The organism is Staphylococcus sp. HMSC36A10, assembly GCF_001838845.1.
GTDB classification, from domain to species: Bacteria; Bacillota; Bacilli; order Staphylococcales; family Staphylococcaceae; genus Staphylococcus; species Staphylococcus aureus.
The window spans coordinates 1-17,647 of record NZ_KV839109.1 but is presented as its reverse complement, the minus strand read 5'-3'; the positions used below and the strand labels follow the sequence as shown (position 1 = coordinate 17,647).

Here is a 17,647-nt window from a genome sequence, read left to right as displayed (position 1 = left end):
TGCGCAATCGAATATTATTATGTTCAAAACTTTACGCTCCAAAAAGTAAAAAGGAAGTTAAGCAATGTTTAGTTGCCTAACTTCCGATATTGAACGCATCAGTCCAATTTGACATAGAGCACTCTTTAGTTCTTGATGTTTCTCTTTAAAACCTTGCATATTTTACAAAAAGAAAAATTAGCAGTATAATTGAAATAACGAAAATAAGTATTTACTTATACACCAATCCCCTCACTATTTGCGGTAGTGAGGGGATTTTTATTGGTGCGGCTATATGTCACCTATTTTGTATTGCGTCTACTTAGCCAATAAGAAAAAAACGCAATGGCACAGCCACTGATGACTGGTGCTATGATGTGAACGAAAATAAGCATCACCTTATACACCTCCTCTCTGCGTCTAAATTGACGCCTGAGAGATAGGCGACTCTACTATTATATCATCTAATTGGACAAATTCTATGAGAGTAGATTTTGTTAATTTAAGAAAGAAGAACATTTAGTTCAGTGTTTAAGTTATAAATGGTTAGATTATATGAAAATGGTAAACCAAGAAATGAAATTATACGCGAGTATGATTTAACACCTTTGACGTTAGGAAAAACAGCATTTTCATTTCGCCATTTTCCTACATTTTATAAACCCATATATAACAGCGTTGTTTTATGTATTTATAATTATGTCAAGCAAATAATTTTTAAAAGTATTTTGAAACAACGTTTCATGAGGGGCGTAAACGGAACATAGAAAAAAGATAGCATGTCAAAGTGAATTGTTTTTTGAAATCTAAAATCTATAAGAAATAAATACTAAACTATGGGGGTTAAAATGAAAAAGAGATATGTATTTGTGGTAGTTGTTGCATTATTAATAGTACTAATTGTTATTGCATACGCGTTTCACAAAAGTAAAAAAGAACATTATATTGAGACACAAGAAAAGCGAATCGATTTGTATTTTGAGCATAACCTGAATCACTATAAGTCTATGAAAATAACAAAGTTTCAAAAAAGCCCTGTGAATGCTTACTTTATTAAAGGATATATAAATAATGATAAACAATATAAATTTCAGGCATATATAAATACAGGAGATGAAGGAAATCAGTTTAATAGTAGCATAGGATATAAGGAAGAAAAAATAGGGCGATTATTGAAAGAGAAAGATGCTAAAGACCGATTAACAGTGGATGAAATAATTGAAAAAGAACACTTGGACAAAAATGAATATGAAGCCAAGCCACCGTTGTTCTTCTTTTCGGGATCGTTGGATTAGATTCGGTTGTATGGTGTAATAAAAATTATTATTATCCTCACAATCATTAAAGGACATGAGTATTTTAAATAATCATTACAGAACAAACAATGTTTTTTATGATGATGGCAAATATAATAAGAAAATAATTAAGAACGAAATGTCAAATATTAGGCGTAATTTTAGATTTATCTATATATTTATGCTACCGCTCAAACTGTTATTAAAAATTAAAAACAATATTTTATATTGAACTTGTGACGTGAATTTCTAAATCACAACCAACAATTCAAAAGGAAGCTAGTAAATAATTTTGAAAATCTTAAAGATTATAGAAGAATCATACTGACTAAAAAGATTTTAAAAGTGATTAAGTATTAAAAACACGACAATCTTAAATAGTTAAAATACACATTTGTGAAGCGCTATTGACACTAGATGCATATTTTAGAAATTTGAAAAATATATTGATTGAAATGTATTTAATTATTGGTGATAAATTATTATTATGATATATTGTGTTTAGGGATGTTGATAGGGAATAACTTTACAAGAGGGGTTTTTACTATGGATAAGTATTCAAAAAAATTATCTTTATTATTAGCTGCTGGTGTATTATTTGTTAGTCCAATTTCATTATCTTATAATTCAGATGTAGCTCATGCTGAAGATAAGTTAGACCATTCTCAAGCAAAGGTAATATATTTGAGTAACCAAAATTTATTTGATGAACTTGAGAAAAAAGGTTATAAACTGGAAGATATATTTACAAAAGAAGAAATAAAAAAATATAAAGCTGAAGACCAATTGAGAGCGGGTAAAACTCAATATGTAGAAACAGGTAAAGATACTGCAACATTATATCTTTCTTCTGCATATACAAAAACAATAGCTGCTTTAGGTGCGGGGGCTATTAGCGTTATTTCTGCACTAACAGGAGGTTTAGTTGGCGCAGGTGTTGGTGGTTTCCTTGGATCTATAGCTGCATCGAATATTGATACTAGTAAGGGAATATATATAAAATTAAAAACTAAAAAGAATGCAGCCGGGGAATACGTTCTGACAGGAGAAAAATGGGGATATCAGTAAGGGTGATTTTATGGATAGATTAAAATATTCACTTAAAGTTGGAATTTTAGCATTATTATTATTTTGTACTTTAAATTATTTAGTTCCAATGCAAAGCAATGCTTTTTCAATAATTATATATTCGGCAATTTTTGCTGTGTTACTTATGCTTTTAGTTTATATATTTTTAGGAATTTTAAAGAAATGACATGAAACAAATTAACATTGGCTATGAAGAAATCTATGGGGATAGAATTTTTCATAGCCATTTTTTAAAAGGCAAGAAGTAAAAAATTGGAAAACCGTCAATCAAATAATTGAAAAAGAACACTTGGACAAAAATGAATATGAAGCCAAGCCACCGTTGTTCTTCTTTTCGGGATCGTTGGATTAGATTCGGTTGTACAGTATAATGAAAAATATTATAATAAATTTATAAAAAAGGTATTTTATTTTGAAATCATGTCCCTTCGTTACATATAGTAGTGGAGGGGTTTTATTTTAATAATGTTTACACCTATAGTTTTAAATTTATTAAATAATGTAGGTTCGATTTTTAAGTTAGGTAGGGGAATCAATTGAAAGTTATTGAGAAAGTTCATTATGAAGATATTTTAGAACCAGAAATAGTTCAATTAATTCAGTCATTAGTTAAGGACAAAATGGATCAACTTTTTATTACTTCTGAACATTTTGCTATTGACATAGACAAGGTATTATTTCAACTTAATTTAAAAGTTAAATATATTAAAATGGAGAGTAATACTTCGGGTTATTTAAGTGGAAGAACGATTTATATCAATAATAATCTCTCGATTAATAATACAAGATTTTCAATAGCTCGTGAACTCGGCCGTTATTTATACAAAATTAAAGATAACAACGATAATAGTCTAAAGAATTTACATGAAATGATTTATGAAAGCGACGTAAATCAGTTTTCAGTCGACTTACTTATGCCTGAAAAGCAAATAGAGGCATTAGTCTATAATTTTTATGAAGTCAATAATATCAATCTAAATTCTGGTTTATCTGAAAAAGAACGAAACAAACTATTGAACCTTATATCAACTAAGTTGGAAGTTTCGAAAGTAGCTGCTGGATTAAGGCTGTATAATTTAGGAATACATATTTGATAAATATTGTGAAAATCTAGTCGATTTTTTAAAACCAAAAGAAAACTAATATAATTCAAGACCAGGCAAACTCATTTATAAACATTGTCCGTTTATAGATTGGTATGCGTGGTCTATTTTTATAAAATATATTTAATTACAGTTTTAAACATCTATAACAAAATCTCAACAGCAAAAAATAAATCTACATTAATCATTTATCTAGACTCAAGGAAATCATATATTTCTATTCCTTTTAACATATCGTCAATTTTAATGAGTAGTTTCTCTACTAATATTCCAGGCAAATAGGCACGTGCTTTGGTAGCTTGCATCCATGCTGGTTTTGGATTATATTCGCCAATGTACCAATCAATGACTGTTGGTTTGATCATTTGACATAATCCAGCTACGCCAAATTGGCCATGGGATTCTTTTGTAATAATTGCATGTAAAATTAAATGCTCGATTAAATCGCAGTAAACTAAGTTTTCTTTCTTTTGATAGTTGTATGAGTACTTAAATTCGGAAATGAATCTTAGGTCAGATAAGTTTTGGAATTTGTCTTCACTTATGTGATGACAGTATAATCCTTCGCTAGCTTTAGAGTATTTTCCTTTTGAAATACTTTTGATTTCTCCATTTAAAAATCACGTGTATGATTTTTCCTTATAATAATCATCGGTTACAGCGCCATATTTATTTAAAAGGTATGCTACAGCTTGCGAGTAAGTAGCGTCTAATAATTGACTATATTCATTATATTTAGCTGTATATTCGTTTTTCTCCACTTCAATATACCTCTTTTCAAACTTTATGATATGAAATGCTTGTAATTTACAAAGAATAAAATCAGTACTCACGTAGTTACATTCGACTTTTATATGTCTATTACTCTTGTATAATACGCCAATTGATTAATATTTTGTCATTGAATTCCACATTTTTGTATTGATTTAATAGTTCTTCAGTTCTTTGTAAACAGACTGTAACTGTATCTTCAATTGATAAATTAAATGCTGCAAAGTCTTCTAACTCTGTCCCTTTGTGAATTAAATTGATAATGTCTGGTTTCACACCTAGGGAAGAGAGTGTTTCCATCATATAAGGTGTAAAGAGCGTATGCTCTGCATTGTCGATTGAAATAATACCGAGTTTAAGTTGATTAAAAAGACCATGCATAGTCATTAAGGTGTATTTTTCAAGTTGTTGTATATTTTCAAATGTTATCATAGTGTTTCTCCTAAAAATTACAATTAATCAAAGTATGTCCTTATTTAACTTTAGTTTCTTCAGAATTATTTGTACCGTTATCGTGTTTTTCTTCTTTATTAACAGCATTTTTATCACTTTTATCATCGACTTTTTGATCTGGTATGTCATTTTGAATGGCTTTGTTATTATCATTGTCATGATATTGAATGTCTTCTGACTCATTATCCATTTCAGCTTGATCACTCATACCTGGGTTGTATTTAGGGCTTCTCTTTTTAAATGCTTCAAATTCTTCTTTATCTTTTTCTGACATATCATCAAAAGTATTAATAATCTTACCATTGTGTCGATTAACAATAGCGCAACGTTTTAAAGGTGTACCAACTGCATCGCGGACTAAATGTTCAACATAATATTCATGTTCATTACTTCGTTCAAGATTTGTTTTAAAATTTAATGTTTGATATTCATTAACACCTCTTGCTTTGTAATCGTTTCGAACGATATCTTCGGCTTCTTGTGGTGTCATTTGCTTTTCTCTATTTGACTGTGTAGTGTTGTCAGTTTGTTGCGTCTTTTTATTAGTATCATTTGATTTACTACTATTTTCTTTATGTTGATTAGCACCACAGGCAGTTAATAGTGACAATGATAATGCGATGGCAACGATAGCTTTGAATTTCATTTTTTTATCTCCTTGATTGGATTATGTATAATTAATTTTTCCGTAAAAGAAGGGTAGCCGAGCTACCCTGAAATTTTATTCTGTTGAAGCATCATACATGTTATCTTCATTGTGAATATTTTGACTAGGTGGTGCTTCACTAGTAGTAGGTTTGCTCTGGGGCATGGGCTCTACAGGAGCAGTTTCCTCATTAGATTCACTTTTTTCTACACTATCTTTATCACTTTTAGACGCATTCTGCTTATCCTCATCTTTACTAGACTTTTCGCTATCTTCAGAATCAGTATCCGCACTAGAAGTTGTAGCAGGTGTAGTAGCCGAAGCTTCATAATTTACATTATCGCTATTTGAACTCGCAACAGCTACTTCTGTATCTTGCTTGTCTTTTTTAGATTTTGATGTTTTTTTAGCATCGGATAAATCAAATGTAATTTTCTTAACGCTAAATAAACTAGAAATAACTTCTAATTTTTTATCTTTTGCGTTGGCTATGTTTTCTGACACATCGAAAACAATTTTACCTTGTGCAGTGCTATCAGGATTTATACGCTGTAAGAAAAATGAATTTTCTATACTACCATTGTCACTTTGATTAGCAGACATTGAACCTGTATTATCTGCTTCAAATGTTTTATCACCGGATTTTAACTTAAACATTGAACTATCAATTGTTAACGTTTCTTTACCTTTGTTTTTAATTGTCACATCAGCAACGACAAATGTACCTTTAGCGTTTGTTGGTGCAAGAGACGGTCCTACAGATTTCATAGTTTCCACTGAATTTACAGTGATTTCAAGGTCGCCATTTTTAACAGTTTCACCGATTTTATGGGTTTTGTTCGTTTCTTTAGAACTATTTCCGCCAAGGTTACCTGTAATACCAGCTGTACAAGCTGAAATACCGATGATAATTAAAATAAATAATACTAGACAACCACCACAGCCCCAGAACCATCCTTTTTTAGATTTCTTTTGTCCGTATTGCTGGTTCTGTTGGTTTTGTTGATTTTGGAAAGCTTGGAATTGTTCCCATTGTCTTCGCTCTTCTTCGCTTTTGAATTGATTGCTCATGCCTAAAAAATCTCCCTCATTATTTACTATGTGATTAGTGCATAAAGCTAAATACAATTTGAATTCAATTCGCTTGTTGTTTAATATTTATCAGGTTCACATGCACGTTTATCTTTATCTCTATCTAAATGTGGTCGATATGCTGGATGATCGGCAGTGACACCATTCGGATATACTTGTCTAAGTTGCTTACAATTAGCAAATGATTGTTGCGTGTTTGTTTCAGTTGATGGTGAGGTCTTAGGTTGCGTGGATTGATGCTGGTTACTTGATTGTTGCTTTTCTTTTAAATCATCTTTCAAGTCGTCTTGTGATTTATCTTCTGCAACGTTTGGTGTGTTAATATCATCGTCTGATTGATCTTTTGTTGTTATTTCATCAATTTCATGTTGATTATTTTCAGTATTTTCATTTGCGGGTACTTCTTCGGTTGATTGTAAATCCTCATCTGTTGCTGTTTCTGATTTTTCCTCAGGCTTATCTTCATTTTTATTTTCATCTTTTTGAGTTAATTGCGTTTTTGATGATTGATTACTAGTGGAATTGTCATTATTACTAAACATCATTGAACAGGCTGATAATAAGATTATTAATAAAATAAAAGAAATAAGGCAACCGCCGCATCCTTTTAACATGCCGCGTCTTTCAGAATTTTTAACAGATTGGTTTTGATTCTTGTTGTTCTCTGTATTCAAAGGTAAATCTCCTCTATATTTATATGTTATTTTCATGATTTACTACATAAAACCTGGATGCATTTAAGAGGGAGTTATTAAGTGTAAAACGCTTTCACTATATCACATAATCATATTTTACCAAATTAGTAGTGGAAATACTTTAATTTTTTCCAAAACTTTAAAAATATTTTTGGGTTGTAGAAGTGTTAATTTAATAATTGTAAAGTTGTATTGCAACTCAAAATGACACGAACATGACAACATAATTTAACAAAATAATAATTTCTATTTGATATAATATATTGTATTTATTTTTAGAGGTGTTGCTTTTGAAAAAGTTTTTAAGATTCAAGGGGATGAAAATATGTTTAATGCTATATCTACTGATTTTTTTAAGTAGTTGTGGCACAAATAATAAAATAGTAGACCAACGATTTGAAATACAACAACATAATGAAACAATAGGTAGTATTTACTTTTCAGCAGACTATGCACATATAAGAGGTATAGAAAAAGGCACTGTAAAATATTTCGTAGACAAAGTAGGCAGCAAACGTTACTTATTTATTGAATATATTCCGGATAATGTATTGAATTGCAAGCCGGACTTTTGGAAAACGTTAAAATATAAAAAGGACAAGGTAACATATTATGTATATCTCATTGAAAATTTAGATGATGAAGTATTCCATTTAAGTGCATTACAAGACATGAATCGTATACCAATTGACATTGCAGATGATGTGGCAACAATGGGTAAATCACCACATCAAAATGACAGAATGACACTAAAATTAAATAAAAATAACTGATAATAGTAGACGAATGATATAACGATATGTATTGAGCATTATAACAATCATATCAATGCATCAATTCGTCTACTTTTTTATATTTTTAAACATAACCACTGCTAGAATGTCATAAAATCGTTATAATTATAATGTAAATGATTTTGGAGGAATAGCGCATGGACTTTTGGTTATATAAACAAGCACAACAAAATGGACATCATATTGCGATAACAGACGGTCAAGAATCTTATACTTATCAAAATTTATACTGTGAAGCGAGTCTATTGGCTAAAAGACTCAAGGCTTATCAACAATCTCGTGTCGGGCTATACATAGATAATTCGATTCAATCGATCATTTTAATACATGCATGTTGGTTGGCAAATATTGAAATTGCGATGATTAATACAAGGTTGACACCTAATGAGATGACGAATCAGATGAGGTCAATCGATGTACAATTGATTTTTTGTACCTTGCCACTGGAATTGCGAGGGTTTCAAATTGTATCGTTGGATGATATTGAATTCGCTGGAACTGATATTACAATGAACGGTTTGTTGGACAACACAATGGATATCCAATATGATACATCGAATGAAACTGTGGTGTCGAAAGAGTCGCCGTCCAACATATTAAATACATCATTTAATTTAGATGACATTGCATCGATTATGTTTACATCAGGAACAACGGGCCCTCAAAAAGCGGTGCCACAAACGTTTCGTAATCATTATGCCAGTGCAATCGGATGTAAAGAGAGCTTGGGATTTGATCGTGACACTAATTGGCTATCTGTCTTGCCGATTTATCATATTTCGGGTCTCAGTGTACTTTTAAGAGCTGTTATTGAAGGGTTTACTGTGCGCATTGTTGATAAATTCAATGCCGAACAAATTTTAACGATGATAAAAAATGAACGCATCACACACATTTCGCTTGTGCCACAAACTTTAAATTGGCTTATGCAACAAGGTTTACATGAACCTTATGATTTACAAAAGATATTACTCGGCGGTGCTAAATTATCTGCCACTATGATAGAGACGGCATTACAATATAACCTGCCAATTTATAATTCATTTGGTATGACTGAGACATGTTCACAATTTTTAACAGCAACACCGGAAATGTTGCATGCACGTCCTGACACTGTAGGGATGCCAAGTGCCAATGTTGACGTAAAAATTAAAAATCCTAATAAAGAAGGTCATGGAGAATTAATGATTAAAGGTGCCAATGTGATGAATGGATATTTGTATCCAACAGATTTAACGGGTACGTTTGAAAATGGTTATTTTAATACGGGTGACATTGCTGAAATAGATTATGAAGGTTATGTCATGATTTATGACCGACGTAAAGATTTAATTATTAGTGGCGGTGAAAATATTTATCCATATCAAATTGAAACGGTAGCGAAGCAATTTCCAGGTATCATTGACGCAGTATGTGTAGGGCATCCTGATGATACTTGGGGCCAAGTGCCTAAATTATATTTTGTCAGTGAAAGTGACATTTCAAAGGCACAATTGATTGCATATTTATCACAACATTTAGCGAAATATAAAGTACCGAAACACTTTGAAAAGGTTGATACTTTACCATATACATCAACAGGTAAATTACAAAGAAATAAGTTGTATAGAGGATGATTTGATGAAGTTGACAGCTTTGCATTTTTATAAATATAGTGAGCCATTTAAGTCACAAATTGTAACACCGAAAGTCACTTTAACGCATCGTGATTGTTTGTTTATCGAATTGATTGATGATAAAGGGAATAGATATTTCGGGGAATGTAACGCTTTTCAAACAGATTGGTATGATCATGAAACAATTGCTTCAGTGAAACATGTAATTGAGCAATGGTTCGAAGATAATAGAAATAAATCATTTGAAACGTATGAAGCAGCACTAAAATTAGTAGATTCATTGGAAAATACGCCTGCTGCAAGGGCAACTATTGTCATGGCATTGTATCAAATGTTTCATGTACTGCCTTCATTTTCAGTAGCATATGGAGCGACAGCGAGCGGCTTATCAAATAAACAACTAGAGTCATTGAAAGCAACAAAGCCGACCAGAATTAAATTAAAATGGACGCCTCAAATCATGCATCAAATTAGAGTGTTACGGGTATTAGACTTTCACTTTCAATTGGTTATAGATGCAAATGAGTCCTTGGATTGTCAAGATTTCACACAGTTACAGTTATTAGCGCGTGAACAGGTTCTTTATATCGAAGAGCCATTTAAAGATATCTCCATGCTTGATGACGTAGTGGATGGAACAATACCTCCAATTGCTCTAGATGAAAAGGCGACATCATTGTCGGACATAATTAATTTGATAGAATTATACAATGTGAAAGTTGCTGTATTAAAACCATTTCGTCTAGGTGGCATTGATAAAGTGCAAACGGCAATTGATACTTTGAAAAGTCATGGTGTAAAAGTTGTTATTGGCGGCATGTACGAATATGGTTTAAGCCGTTATTTTACAGCGATGCTTGCTCGTAAAGGTGATTATCCAGGAGATGTTACACCAGCAGGTTATTATTTTGAACAAGATGTGGTGGCGCATTCAGGCATATTAAAAGAGGGGCGACTCGAATTTCGCCCCCCTTTAGTGGATATAACTCAATTACAACCATATTAATGGTTATGTTTATGTGAATGCTTGCTTGCTGACTTGTCTTTTTTTAACGGAACAGGGTCAAAGCCGCCTTTATGAAGCGGATGACATTTTAAAATACGACGGATACCTAAATAAAGGCCTTTGAAAGCACCGTGGTATTGAATCGCTTCTCTAGTGTACTCTGAACATGTTGGATAAAAACGACAAGTTGGTGGAGTGAGTGGCGAAATGAAACGTTGATAAAAATGAATCATCGCCAAGAATATCTTTTTCATAATTAATGCCTCCAACGATAGTAATTAACTATTATATTAACATACAATGTAGGGATGTGATGCGCGTGAAGTTTAGGGATAAAGATAATCGTCAAGTTAATTTGACATTTAAAAAGGATAATGAGCTAGCAGATGGCAATCATGTGCTAGCTATTCCAACGTTTAAAAATCAATTGCTTTTTACCAAACATAATTTACGGGGTATTGAATTTCCTGGTGGTAAAAGGGAACGCGGGGAAAGTAGTGCTGAAGCAGTTACCCGTGAATTATATGAAGAAACAGGCGCCAAAGTTAAAAATATTCATTACATAGCACAATATACCATTGAAACACATGATCAAACTGATTTTGTAAAAGATGTATATTTTATCGAAGTTGAATCATTGGTAAGCAAGAACGATTATTTAGAAACAGCAGGGCCAGTGTTGTTTAACTGTATCAATGATATTGAACTCGCACAACGGAGTTTCTTACTGCAAGATAGTACCATTTTAAAATGCGTAGAGAGGGTGCAATCACTTGGATTTTATCAAACGTAAACGAATGCCAATTGAATCTTTTACGCATCAATTCGAAGAAATTACATATTTGTCAGATGACTTACAAGTAAAAGCTTTAATGATGACACCACATCATGAAGTAAATCGCATTGTAGTATATTTGCGAGGTGGCAAAGGTCAAGTAGGACGTGTGCGCGCAGGTAGATTAATGCAATTTTCAGATAGTCAAACTTTAGTGATTGGGCCATACTACCGAGGTAACAATGGGAGTGAAGGTAAAGACGAATTATATCGTGGCGATTTAAATGATGTGACGCAACTATTAAGATTGCTACATGATAAATATCCGCAAGCTTTTATTCATATGATTGGTTTTTCAAGAGGTGGTTTACAAGGATTGTTGACATTTCAAGACTTACCAGTAACAAGTTATACAATCTGGGGTGGTGTCTCAGATATTGATTTAATGTATGAAGAACGTGTCGATTTAAGAGGTATGCTACGAAGAATGATTGGTCATCCGAAAAAAGATCGAGCGGCATATGAGGCACGCCAAGCGATTCCAAACATTAATGAAAACAGTCCGCCAATATTAATTGTACATGGAGGGAAAGACCAGCAAGTTGGTATTCATCATGCGTATTATTTAGCGGACCAACTAGAGTTAAAAGGTGCCACGCATGAAACATTTTATCAAATGGCAGAAGGACATGTGCCAAGACCACCAGCGATGGTTGAAACATTGACTTATATTAAAGAGTTTATGAACCAAGTTGAGTTGCATAGCTAGTATGAAACGTGGTGTGCGCATGGGAACTATCAAGCTTTGAAGATGTGGTACTACATGCGTTGAATTAGGGATCGGTACTTTATATGAAGACGTGCTGCTTCCATTAAATGAGTGATGCGAGTTTGGCATGAAGGTCACCTTAAATGTGCATAGTTGTAATAAAATTGCCTATAAATTTTTAGCACATAAAATAAGAGGAGCCAACCATTGTTAGACTATAACAACGGTTGGCTCTTTAATTAGTATTCAAATTTATTTGTTGAAGCTACCTTTTTCAGCAATATGTTCAACTTTTTCACCAAATTTTTCGAAGTTCTTTTCAAAACGTTGAATTAAATCTTCTGCTTGTGCTTTATATTTCTCTTTGTCGCTCCAAGCATTAATTGGATTTAAAATTGTTTTCGGTACATCTTCAATTTCTACAGGAATGCTTAAACCAAACGTACTATCTTTTGTATATTCTGCATTTTTCAATTTGCCAGAAATCGCTTGGTTTACCATTTGACGTGTGTAATGTAAGCTGATTCTACGTCCTACACCATATTTTCCGCCAGTCCATCCAGTATTAACAAGATAAACATCAACATCATGTAAATCGATAAGTTCACCTAATAAATCAGCGTAAACAGTAGGGTGTAACGGGAAGAACGGTGCTCCGAAACATGTTGAGAATGATGGTTCAGGTTCTGTCACACCACGCTCTGTACCAGCTAATTTAGAAGTGAAACCACTCAAGAAATGATACATTGCTTGGTCTTTATTTAACTTTGAAATCGGTGGAATAACACCAAATGCATCCGCAGTTAAGAAAATAATTGTATTTGGATGTGCTGCTTTTGATGGTACTACAATATTGTCAATGTGATTAATTGGATAAGCGGCACGAGTGTTTTCTGTATAACGATTGTCTTCAAAGTCCACTGAACCATCTTCTGCAACTACAGTGTTCTCTAAAATTGCACCATATTTGATTGCGTCAAAAATCTGTGGTTCTTTTTCTTTGGAAAGATTAATTGCTTTTGCATAGCAGCCACCTTCGATATTAAAGACCCCGTTTTTATTCCATCCGTGTTCATCATCACCGATTAGTTTACGGTGTGGGTCAGCCGATAAGGTTGTTTTACCAGTGCCAGATAGACCAAAGAATAATGCAACATCGCCTTTTTCACCAACGTTTGCTGAGCAATGCATGCTCATAATATCTTGCATCGGTAAGAGATAATTCATTACAGAGAAGATACCTTTTTTCATTTCACCAGCGTATTCAGTACCGCCGATTAAAATGACTTTGTGTTTAAATGAAATAATGACAAAGGTTTCAGATTTAGTACCATCAACTTCTGGATCTGCTTTAAAATGTGGTGCAGAAACGATAGTGAAGTTAGGTTTAATCTTTGTAGCTTCTTCTTTTGATTCAGGTCTAATAAACATATTTTTAGCAAATAAATTATGCCATGCTAATTCATTGATGACTGTAAGTTTTAACATTGTATCTTTATCGCTACCAGCGTAGCCTTTAAATACGTATAGTTCATCTTTTTTATCTAAATAGTCTAGTACTTTATGGTATAACTTCAAGAAAGTTTCTTCATCGATAGGTTGATTAATTTCTCCCCAATCAATGTTATCTCTATATGAAGGTTCAGAGACAAAAAATTTGTCTTTAGGCGAACGACCAGTATATTTTCCAGTACTTGCATTAACAGCACCAAGTTCTGTTAATACCCCTTCGTTATTGTCTAAGATTTTATTATAAAGTTGTGTCGTCGAAAGTTGAAAATGTGACGTTTGTTTTTTCAGTAATTTGTCAATTTTAGTTGTTTCAGTGTATGTGTCTACTGACATCCTAAATCCCTCCAAAGCGATAATTTAAATGTAAGCCTTTACATTTAATTAGTATAACACATTAACATAATTAATCTACAATATTTTACTGTAAATTTATTTGTGAAAAATTGACATTAATTCATTAATTAGGTACTATTATTTTTAACGGATTCTCTTATCCTGAGTGGTGGAGGGACATGGACCCAATGAAACCCAGCAACCTCTTTTTTTATAAAAGAAAGGTGCCAAACCGTTTGCAGACAAATAGGTCTGAACGATAAGAGCGAATGGACGTATTAGGCCTTCTCTCTATATTAATAGTTAGAAGGTCTTTTTTATTTAGCTCACAGAGAGAGAATTTTCGTAATATAAATTTAAAGGAGCAAACTATGTTAAATAACAAACGATTATTTACTTCAGAGTCTGTTACAGAAGGACACCCAGATAAAATCGCTGACCAAGTGTCAGATGCAATATTAGATGCTATTTTAAAAGACGACCCAAATGCACGTGTAGCTTGTGAAACAACTGTTACAACAGGTATGGCATTGATCGCCGGCGAAATTTCTACAACAACATATGTTGATATTCCGAAAGTTGTTAGAGAAACAATTAAAGAAATTGGATACACAAGAGCAAAATATGGTTATGATTATGAAACAATGGCAATTTTAACTGCGATTGATGAACAATCACCTGACATTGCACAAGGCGTGGATAAAGCATTAGAGTATCGTGATAAAGATAGCGAAGAAGAAATTGAAGCAACAGGTGCAGGTGACCAAGGTTTAATGTTTGGTTACGCAACGAATGAAACAGAGACGTATATGCCTCTAGCAATTTATTTATCACATCAATTGGCAAAACGTTTATCAGATGTGCGTAAAGATGGTACGTTAAATTATTTACGACCAGACGGTAAAGTTCAGGTCACTGTTGAATATGATGAAAATGATAACCCAGTACGTATTGATACGATTGTCGTATCAACACAACATGCTGAGGATGTGACACTTGAACAAATTCAAGAAGACATTAAAGCACATGTCATTTATCCAACTGTTCCAGAAAACTTGATTAATGAACAAACTAAATTCTACATCAATCCTACAGGACGCTTTGTAATCGGTGGACCTCAAGGTGATGCAGGATTAACAGGACGTAAAATCATTGTTGATACGTACGGTGGCTATGCACGTCATGGTGGCGGATGCTTCAGTGGTAAGGATCCTACAAAAGTAGACCGTTCAGCTGCATACGCTGCACGTTATGTGGCTAAAAATATTGTTGCAGCAGGTTTAGCAGATCAATGTGAAGTACAATTGGCATATGCGATTGGTGTTGCAGAACCAGTGTCAATTGCAATTGATACATTTGGAACAGGTAAAGTTTCTGAAGGGCAACTTGTCGAAGCAGTTAGAAAACACTTTGACCTAAGACCTGCAGGTATTATTAAAATGCTTGATTTGAAACAACCGATTTACAAACAAACTGCTGCTTATGGTCATTTTGGACGTACAGATGTATTATTCCCATGGGAAAAATTAGACAAAGTGGAAGAATTAAAAGACGCAGTAAAATAATAAGATGAATTGAATATAGCTAAATAAAAGATTTTCGGTATATAAATGATAATATGTATCGAAAATCTTTAGCTTTTCTATTATAATTAAAGTTATTCATATATTAAAAAGGAGCGTTGTTGTGATGGATTTATCTTCACCGGTAGTCATTGGACTCATTATTGCAGTAGTCGTTGCATTAATCTTTTTTGTCCTTTTCTTAGTTGCCTTAGGTAGTAAGAAAAAAGTTAAGCGACAAACAGAAGAAAAGTATGAACAACAAGAACAAAACATTAAAAAGTCTCATGAAGAAGCTTTAGAGAAAGAACGTATTCAAAATAAAAAGACAATTACAAAACAACAAGAAGATTATAATCACATGGTTAGTACAAAAGATCGTGAGATTGACGCGTTAAAATTGTTCTCGAAAAATCATAGTGAATATGTAACGGACATGAGATTAATTGGTATTCGTGAAAGATTAGTTAAAGAAAAACGAATTCGACCAGAAGATATGCACATTATGGCAAATATCTTTTTACCAAAGGATGGCTTTAATAATATTGAACGAATTAGTCATTTAGTATTAACAAGAACTGGTCTTTATATTATTGATTCTCAATTGTTAAAAGGTCATGTTTATAATGGTATTAGTGGCGGTCAATTTAAAGATTTACCACCAATGGAACAAGTATTTGATACATTGGATTTAGATAAATCTAGACCGCAAACTATTGTGATGGATCAAAATGATGACAAACGTTCATTATCATTTGTAAATTATTCAGATCAAATTGAGGCGATTAAACAATTGGCTGAAGACTTACAAAAAGAATTAGGTGCCAAATATACGCCAACTTCAATTTTATACTTTAATCCTAAAAATGAAGGCGATGTAACGATTTCAAATTATAATCAAAATAGTGCTGTCAAAGTGCTTGTCGGTGCTGAACAATTAGACGAGTTCTTTAACAAATTTGTATTCCATGGTCGTATTCAATACAACGTGGAAGACTTACAACAAATGATGGATAAAATTGAATCATTCAATTAAATGTTAGGCTGAAGTGATGACTATATGTTGTTACTTCGGCTTTTTTAGTTTGTCATAAATTAAACAGAATTACTTTTACAATTTGATTAATATTTGAGAGATATTACTAGAATTTTAGTGGTTGATTGCTCTAAGTGTTTTTTATCATGTATTCAACTCAGATTTGTTATGATAACAGGGTATAATACATCAAAAAGGTGAGGCGATATTTATGGAGGTTAAAACATTTTATAATGGAAACACGATGCCACAAATTGGTTTAGGGACATTTCGTGTGGAAAATGATGAAAATTGCATGGAAAGTGTTAAGTATGCCATTGAACAAGGATATCGTAGTATTGATACCGCAAAAGTTTATGGGAATGAAGAACAAGTAGGTGCTGGCATTCGTGCCGGATTGGAGTCAACTGGTATTGCTAGAGAAGACTTATTTATTACTTCAAAATTATATTTTGAGGATTTCGGTCGTGAAAATGTAGCAGCTGCTTACGAAGCTAGTTTATCTAGATTAGGTTTAAAATCCTTAGATTTGTATCTAGTACATTGGCCAGGTACGAACGAAGCCGTAATGGTTGATACATGGAAAGGTATGGAAGATTTATATAAAAATAATAAAGTTAAAAATATAGGTGTCAGCAATTTTGAACCTGAACATTTGGAAGCTTTGTTGGCACAAGTGTCAATTAAACCTGTAATTAATCAGGTTGAATATCATCCATATTTAACGCAACATAAATTGAAATTATATTTGGCAGCACAACATATCGTGATGGAATCTTGGTCACCATTGATGAATGCACAAATTTTAAATGATGAGACAATTAAAGACATTGCTCAAGAATTAGGAAAGTCACCTGCCCAAGTTGTTTTAAGATGGAATGTGCAGCATGGTGTGGTTATAATCCCTAAATCGGTAACACCAAACAGAATCTCTGAAAACTTCCAAATATTTGATTTCGAATTATCAGATGAACAAATGACGCGAATTGATGGTTTAAATCAAGATAAGAGAATTGGACCTGATCCAAAAACTTTTGAAGGATAGATTAAAATCACTCAACTGATGAAAAGGTTAGATGAATTGTCAGGGCTTGGGACATTAAGTTCTTAGGCAATGTAAA

19 protein-coding genes, 3 pseudogenes and 1 riboswitch are annotated in these 17,647 nt (G+C 32.8%); of the genes and pseudogenes, 13 read left to right on the top strand and 9 right to left on the bottom strand.

Annotated elements, in window-relative coordinates; all coding sequences use genetic code 11:
- Positions 1-57 precede the first annotated feature (57 nt).
- Positions 58-159, bottom strand: coding sequence for a hypothetical protein (locus tag HMPREF3247_RS07425; protein WP_001791232.1), 102 nt, complete (start codon positions 157-159; stop codon positions 58-60).
- A 122-nt stretch (positions 160-281) separates the two neighbouring features.
- A complete protein-coding gene (gene pepA1 / locus HMPREF3247_RS14735) occupies positions 282-377 on the bottom strand; it encodes a type I toxin-antitoxin system Fst family toxin SprA1/PepA1 (protein ID WP_001801861.1) in 96 nt (31 codons plus the stop codon).
- 450 nt (positions 378-827) lie between these two features.
- Between pepA1 and HMPREF3247_RS07415 the strand changes: the two genes are divergently transcribed.
- From HMPREF3247_RS07415 to HMPREF3247_RS07395, 5 genes and pseudogenes are all read left to right on the top strand, one after another.
- Positions 828-1,274, top strand: coding sequence for a DUF1433 domain-containing protein (locus HMPREF3247_RS07415; protein ID WP_000747802.1), 447 nt, complete (start codon positions 828-830; stop codon positions 1,272-1,274).
- 85 nt (positions 1,275-1,359) lie between these two features.
- Positions 1,360-1,437, top strand: a pseudogene (locus tag HMPREF3247_RS15140) (hypothetical protein); the annotation flags it as partial.
- A 521-nt stretch (positions 1,438-1,958) separates the two neighbouring features.
- Complete coding sequence (locus HMPREF3247_RS07410; RefSeq protein ID WP_000070811.1) at positions 1,959-2,342, top strand: hypothetical protein; 384 nt, start codon at positions 1,959-1,961, stop codon at positions 2,340-2,342.
- A 10-nt stretch (positions 2,343-2,352) separates the two neighbouring features.
- Positions 2,353-2,529 (top strand): hypothetical protein, encoded by a 177-nt coding sequence (locus tag HMPREF3247_RS07405; protein ID WP_000375476.1) that lies wholly within the window; start codon positions 2,353-2,355, stop codon positions 2,527-2,529.
- A 299-nt stretch (positions 2,530-2,828) separates the two neighbouring features.
- Positions 2,829-3,457 (top strand): annotated as a pseudogene (locus tag HMPREF3247_RS07395) (ImmA/IrrE family metallo-endopeptidase).
- A 197-nt stretch (positions 3,458-3,654) separates the two neighbouring features.
- Here the strand turns inward: HMPREF3247_RS07395 and HMPREF3247_RS14830 are convergent.
- From HMPREF3247_RS14830 to HMPREF3247_RS07375, 5 genes and pseudogenes are all read right to left on the bottom strand, one after another.
- Positions 3,655-4,227, bottom strand: a pseudogene (locus tag HMPREF3247_RS14830) (hypothetical protein).
- Positions 4,228-4,327: 100 nt separating this feature from the next.
- Entirely contained in the window at positions 4,328-4,669 is a 342-nt protein-coding gene (locus HMPREF3247_RS07390; RefSeq protein ID WP_000627548.1) for a DUF3969 family protein, read from the bottom strand.
- Positions 4,670-4,709: 40 nt separating this feature from the next.
- On the bottom strand, positions 4,710-5,336 hold the full coding sequence (locus HMPREF3247_RS07385) for a hypothetical protein (RefSeq protein WP_000669019.1): 627 nt from the start codon (positions 5,334-5,336) through the stop codon (positions 4,710-4,712).
- A 75-nt stretch (positions 5,337-5,411) separates the two neighbouring features.
- Positions 5,412-6,407: a DUF4352 domain-containing protein gene (locus HMPREF3247_RS07380; protein ID WP_070866220.1), complete on the bottom strand. Its 996-nt coding sequence runs from the start codon at positions 6,405-6,407 to the stop codon at positions 5,412-5,414.
- An 80-nt stretch (positions 6,408-6,487) separates the two neighbouring features.
- Positions 6,488-7,138 carry an excalibur calcium-binding domain-containing protein gene (locus tag HMPREF3247_RS07375; protein WP_001789021.1) on the bottom strand — a complete coding sequence of 217 codons (651 nt, stop codon included), beginning with the start codon at positions 7,136-7,138 and terminating at the stop codon, positions 6,488-6,490.
- A gap of 302 nt (positions 7,139-7,440) precedes the next feature.
- Here HMPREF3247_RS07375 and HMPREF3247_RS07370 point away from each other — a divergent pair, with 302 nt between their 5' ends.
- The 3 genes from HMPREF3247_RS07370 to menC all read left to right on the top strand — a co-directional run bounded on the left by HMPREF3247_RS07370 (position 7,441) and on the right by menC (position 10,539).
- Entirely contained in the window at positions 7,441-7,896 is a 456-nt protein-coding gene (locus HMPREF3247_RS07370; RefSeq protein ID WP_072361838.1) for a DUF4909 domain-containing protein, read from the top strand.
- Between the two features lie 158 nt (positions 7,897-8,054).
- Positions 8,055-9,533 carry an o-succinylbenzoate--CoA ligase gene (menE, locus tag HMPREF3247_RS07365; protein ID WP_000348369.1) on the top strand — a complete coding sequence of 493 codons (1,479 nt, stop codon included), beginning with the start codon at positions 8,055-8,057 and terminating at the stop codon, positions 9,531-9,533.
- A 4-nt stretch (positions 9,534-9,537) separates the two neighbouring features.
- Positions 9,538-10,539 (top strand): o-succinylbenzoate synthase, encoded by a 1,002-nt coding sequence (menC, locus tag HMPREF3247_RS07360; RefSeq protein ID WP_000778537.1) that lies wholly within the window; start codon positions 9,538-9,540, stop codon positions 10,537-10,539.
- Here menC and yidD read toward each other — a convergent pair.
- Positions 10,536-10,793: a membrane protein insertion efficiency factor YidD gene (gene yidD, locus HMPREF3247_RS07355; protein ID WP_000718107.1), complete on the bottom strand. Its 258-nt coding sequence runs from the start codon at positions 10,791-10,793 to the stop codon at positions 10,536-10,538. The two genes, menC and yidD, sit on opposite strands and share 4 nt — an antisense overlap.
- Positions 10,794-10,858: 65 nt before the next feature.
- Here yidD and ytkD point away from each other — a divergent pair, with 65 nt between their 5' ends.
- Positions 10,859-11,332 (top strand): RNA deprotection pyrophosphohydrolase, encoded by a 474-nt coding sequence (gene ytkD, locus HMPREF3247_RS07350; protein WP_000672015.1) that lies wholly within the window; start codon positions 10,859-10,861, stop codon positions 11,330-11,332.
- Between the two features lie 4 nt (positions 11,333-11,336).
- On the top strand, positions 11,337-12,083 hold the full coding sequence (locus HMPREF3247_RS07345) for an alpha/beta hydrolase family protein (RefSeq protein ID WP_072361841.1): 747 nt from the start codon (positions 11,337-11,339) through the stop codon (positions 12,081-12,083).
- 252 nt (positions 12,084-12,335) lie between these two features.
- On the opposite strand, the gene pckA is transcribed toward HMPREF3247_RS07345, so the two are convergent.
- The gene (gene pckA / locus HMPREF3247_RS07340) at positions 12,336-13,928 is read right to left on the bottom strand and encodes a phosphoenolpyruvate carboxykinase (ATP) (protein ID WP_000109917.1); all 1,593 of its coding nucleotides are present in this window, start codon (positions 13,926-13,928) and stop codon (positions 12,336-12,338) included.
- A 154-nt stretch (positions 13,929-14,082) separates the two neighbouring features.
- Positions 14,083-14,194, top strand: a riboswitch (SAM riboswitch).
- A gap of 105 nt (positions 14,195-14,299) precedes the next feature.
- Between pckA and metK the strand changes: the two genes are divergently transcribed.
- From metK to HMPREF3247_RS07325, 3 genes are all read left to right on the top strand, one after another.
- Positions 14,300-15,493 (top strand): methionine adenosyltransferase, encoded by a 1,194-nt coding sequence (metK, locus tag HMPREF3247_RS07335; RefSeq protein WP_000933822.1) that lies wholly within the window; start codon positions 14,300-14,302, stop codon positions 15,491-15,493.
- A gap of 124 nt (positions 15,494-15,617) precedes the next feature.
- Entirely contained in the window at positions 15,618-16,526 is a 909-nt protein-coding gene (locus HMPREF3247_RS07330) for a nuclease-related domain-containing protein (RefSeq protein WP_000366170.1), read from the top strand.
- A gap of 211 nt (positions 16,527-16,737) precedes the next feature.
- Positions 16,738-17,571 carry an aldo/keto reductase gene (locus tag HMPREF3247_RS07325; protein WP_000453301.1) on the top strand — a complete coding sequence of 278 codons (834 nt, stop codon included), beginning with the start codon at positions 16,738-16,740 and terminating at the stop codon, positions 17,569-17,571.
- Positions 17,572-17,647: the final 76 nt, after the last annotated feature.

Bases quoted from the DNA above. Each gene is read 5' to 3' on its own strand.
- HMPREF3247_RS07375 (WP_001789021.1), bottom strand. From the start codon at position 7,138: ATGAAAATAACATATAAATATAGAGGAGATTTACCTTTGAATACAGAG.
- HMPREF3247_RS07415 (WP_000747802.1), top strand. From the start codon at position 828: ATGAAAAAGAGATATGTATTTGTGGTAGTTGTTGCATTATTAATAGTA.
- HMPREF3247_RS07370 (WP_072361838.1), top strand. From the start codon at position 7,441: ATGAAAATATGTTTAATGCTATATCTACTGATTTTTTTAAGTAGTTGT.
- yidD (WP_000718107.1), bottom strand. From the start codon at position 10,793: ATGAAAAAGATATTCTTGGCGATGATTCATTTTTATCAACGTTTCATT.
- menE (WP_000348369.1), top strand. From the start codon at position 8,055: ATGGACTTTTGGTTATATAAACAAGCACAACAAAATGGACATCATATT.
- HMPREF3247_RS07405 (WP_000375476.1), top strand. From the start codon at position 2,353: ATGGATAGATTAAAATATTCACTTAAAGTTGGAATTTTAGCATTATTA.
- HMPREF3247_RS07425 (WP_001791232.1), bottom strand. From the start codon at position 159: ATGCAAGGTTTTAAAGAGAAACATCAAGAACTAAAGAGTGCTCTATGT.
- metK (WP_000933822.1), top strand. From the start codon at position 14,300: ATGTTAAATAACAAACGATTATTTACTTCAGAGTCTGTTACAGAAGGA.
- menC (WP_000778537.1), top strand. From the start codon at position 9,538: ATGAAGTTGACAGCTTTGCATTTTTATAAATATAGTGAGCCATTTAAG.
- HMPREF3247_RS07385 (WP_000669019.1), bottom strand. From the start codon at position 5,336: ATGAAATTCAAAGCTATCGTTGCCATCGCATTATCATTGTCACTATTA.
- pckA (WP_000109917.1), bottom strand. From the start codon at position 13,928: ATGTCAGTAGACACATACACTGAAACAACTAAAATTGACAAATTACTG.
- HMPREF3247_RS07345 (WP_072361841.1), top strand. From the start codon at position 11,337: ATGCCAATTGAATCTTTTACGCATCAATTCGAAGAAATTACATATTTG.
- HMPREF3247_RS07330 (WP_000366170.1), top strand. From the start codon at position 15,618: ATGGATTTATCTTCACCGGTAGTCATTGGACTCATTATTGCAGTAGTC.
- HMPREF3247_RS07325 (WP_000453301.1), top strand. From the start codon at position 16,738: ATGGAGGTTAAAACATTTTATAATGGAAACACGATGCCACAAATTGGT.
- HMPREF3247_RS07390 (WP_000627548.1), bottom strand. From the start codon at position 4,669: ATGATAACATTTGAAAATATACAACAACTTGAAAAATACACCTTAATG.
- HMPREF3247_RS07380 (WP_070866220.1), bottom strand. From the start codon at position 6,407: ATGAGCAATCAATTCAAAAGCGAAGAAGAGCGAAGACAATGGGAACAA.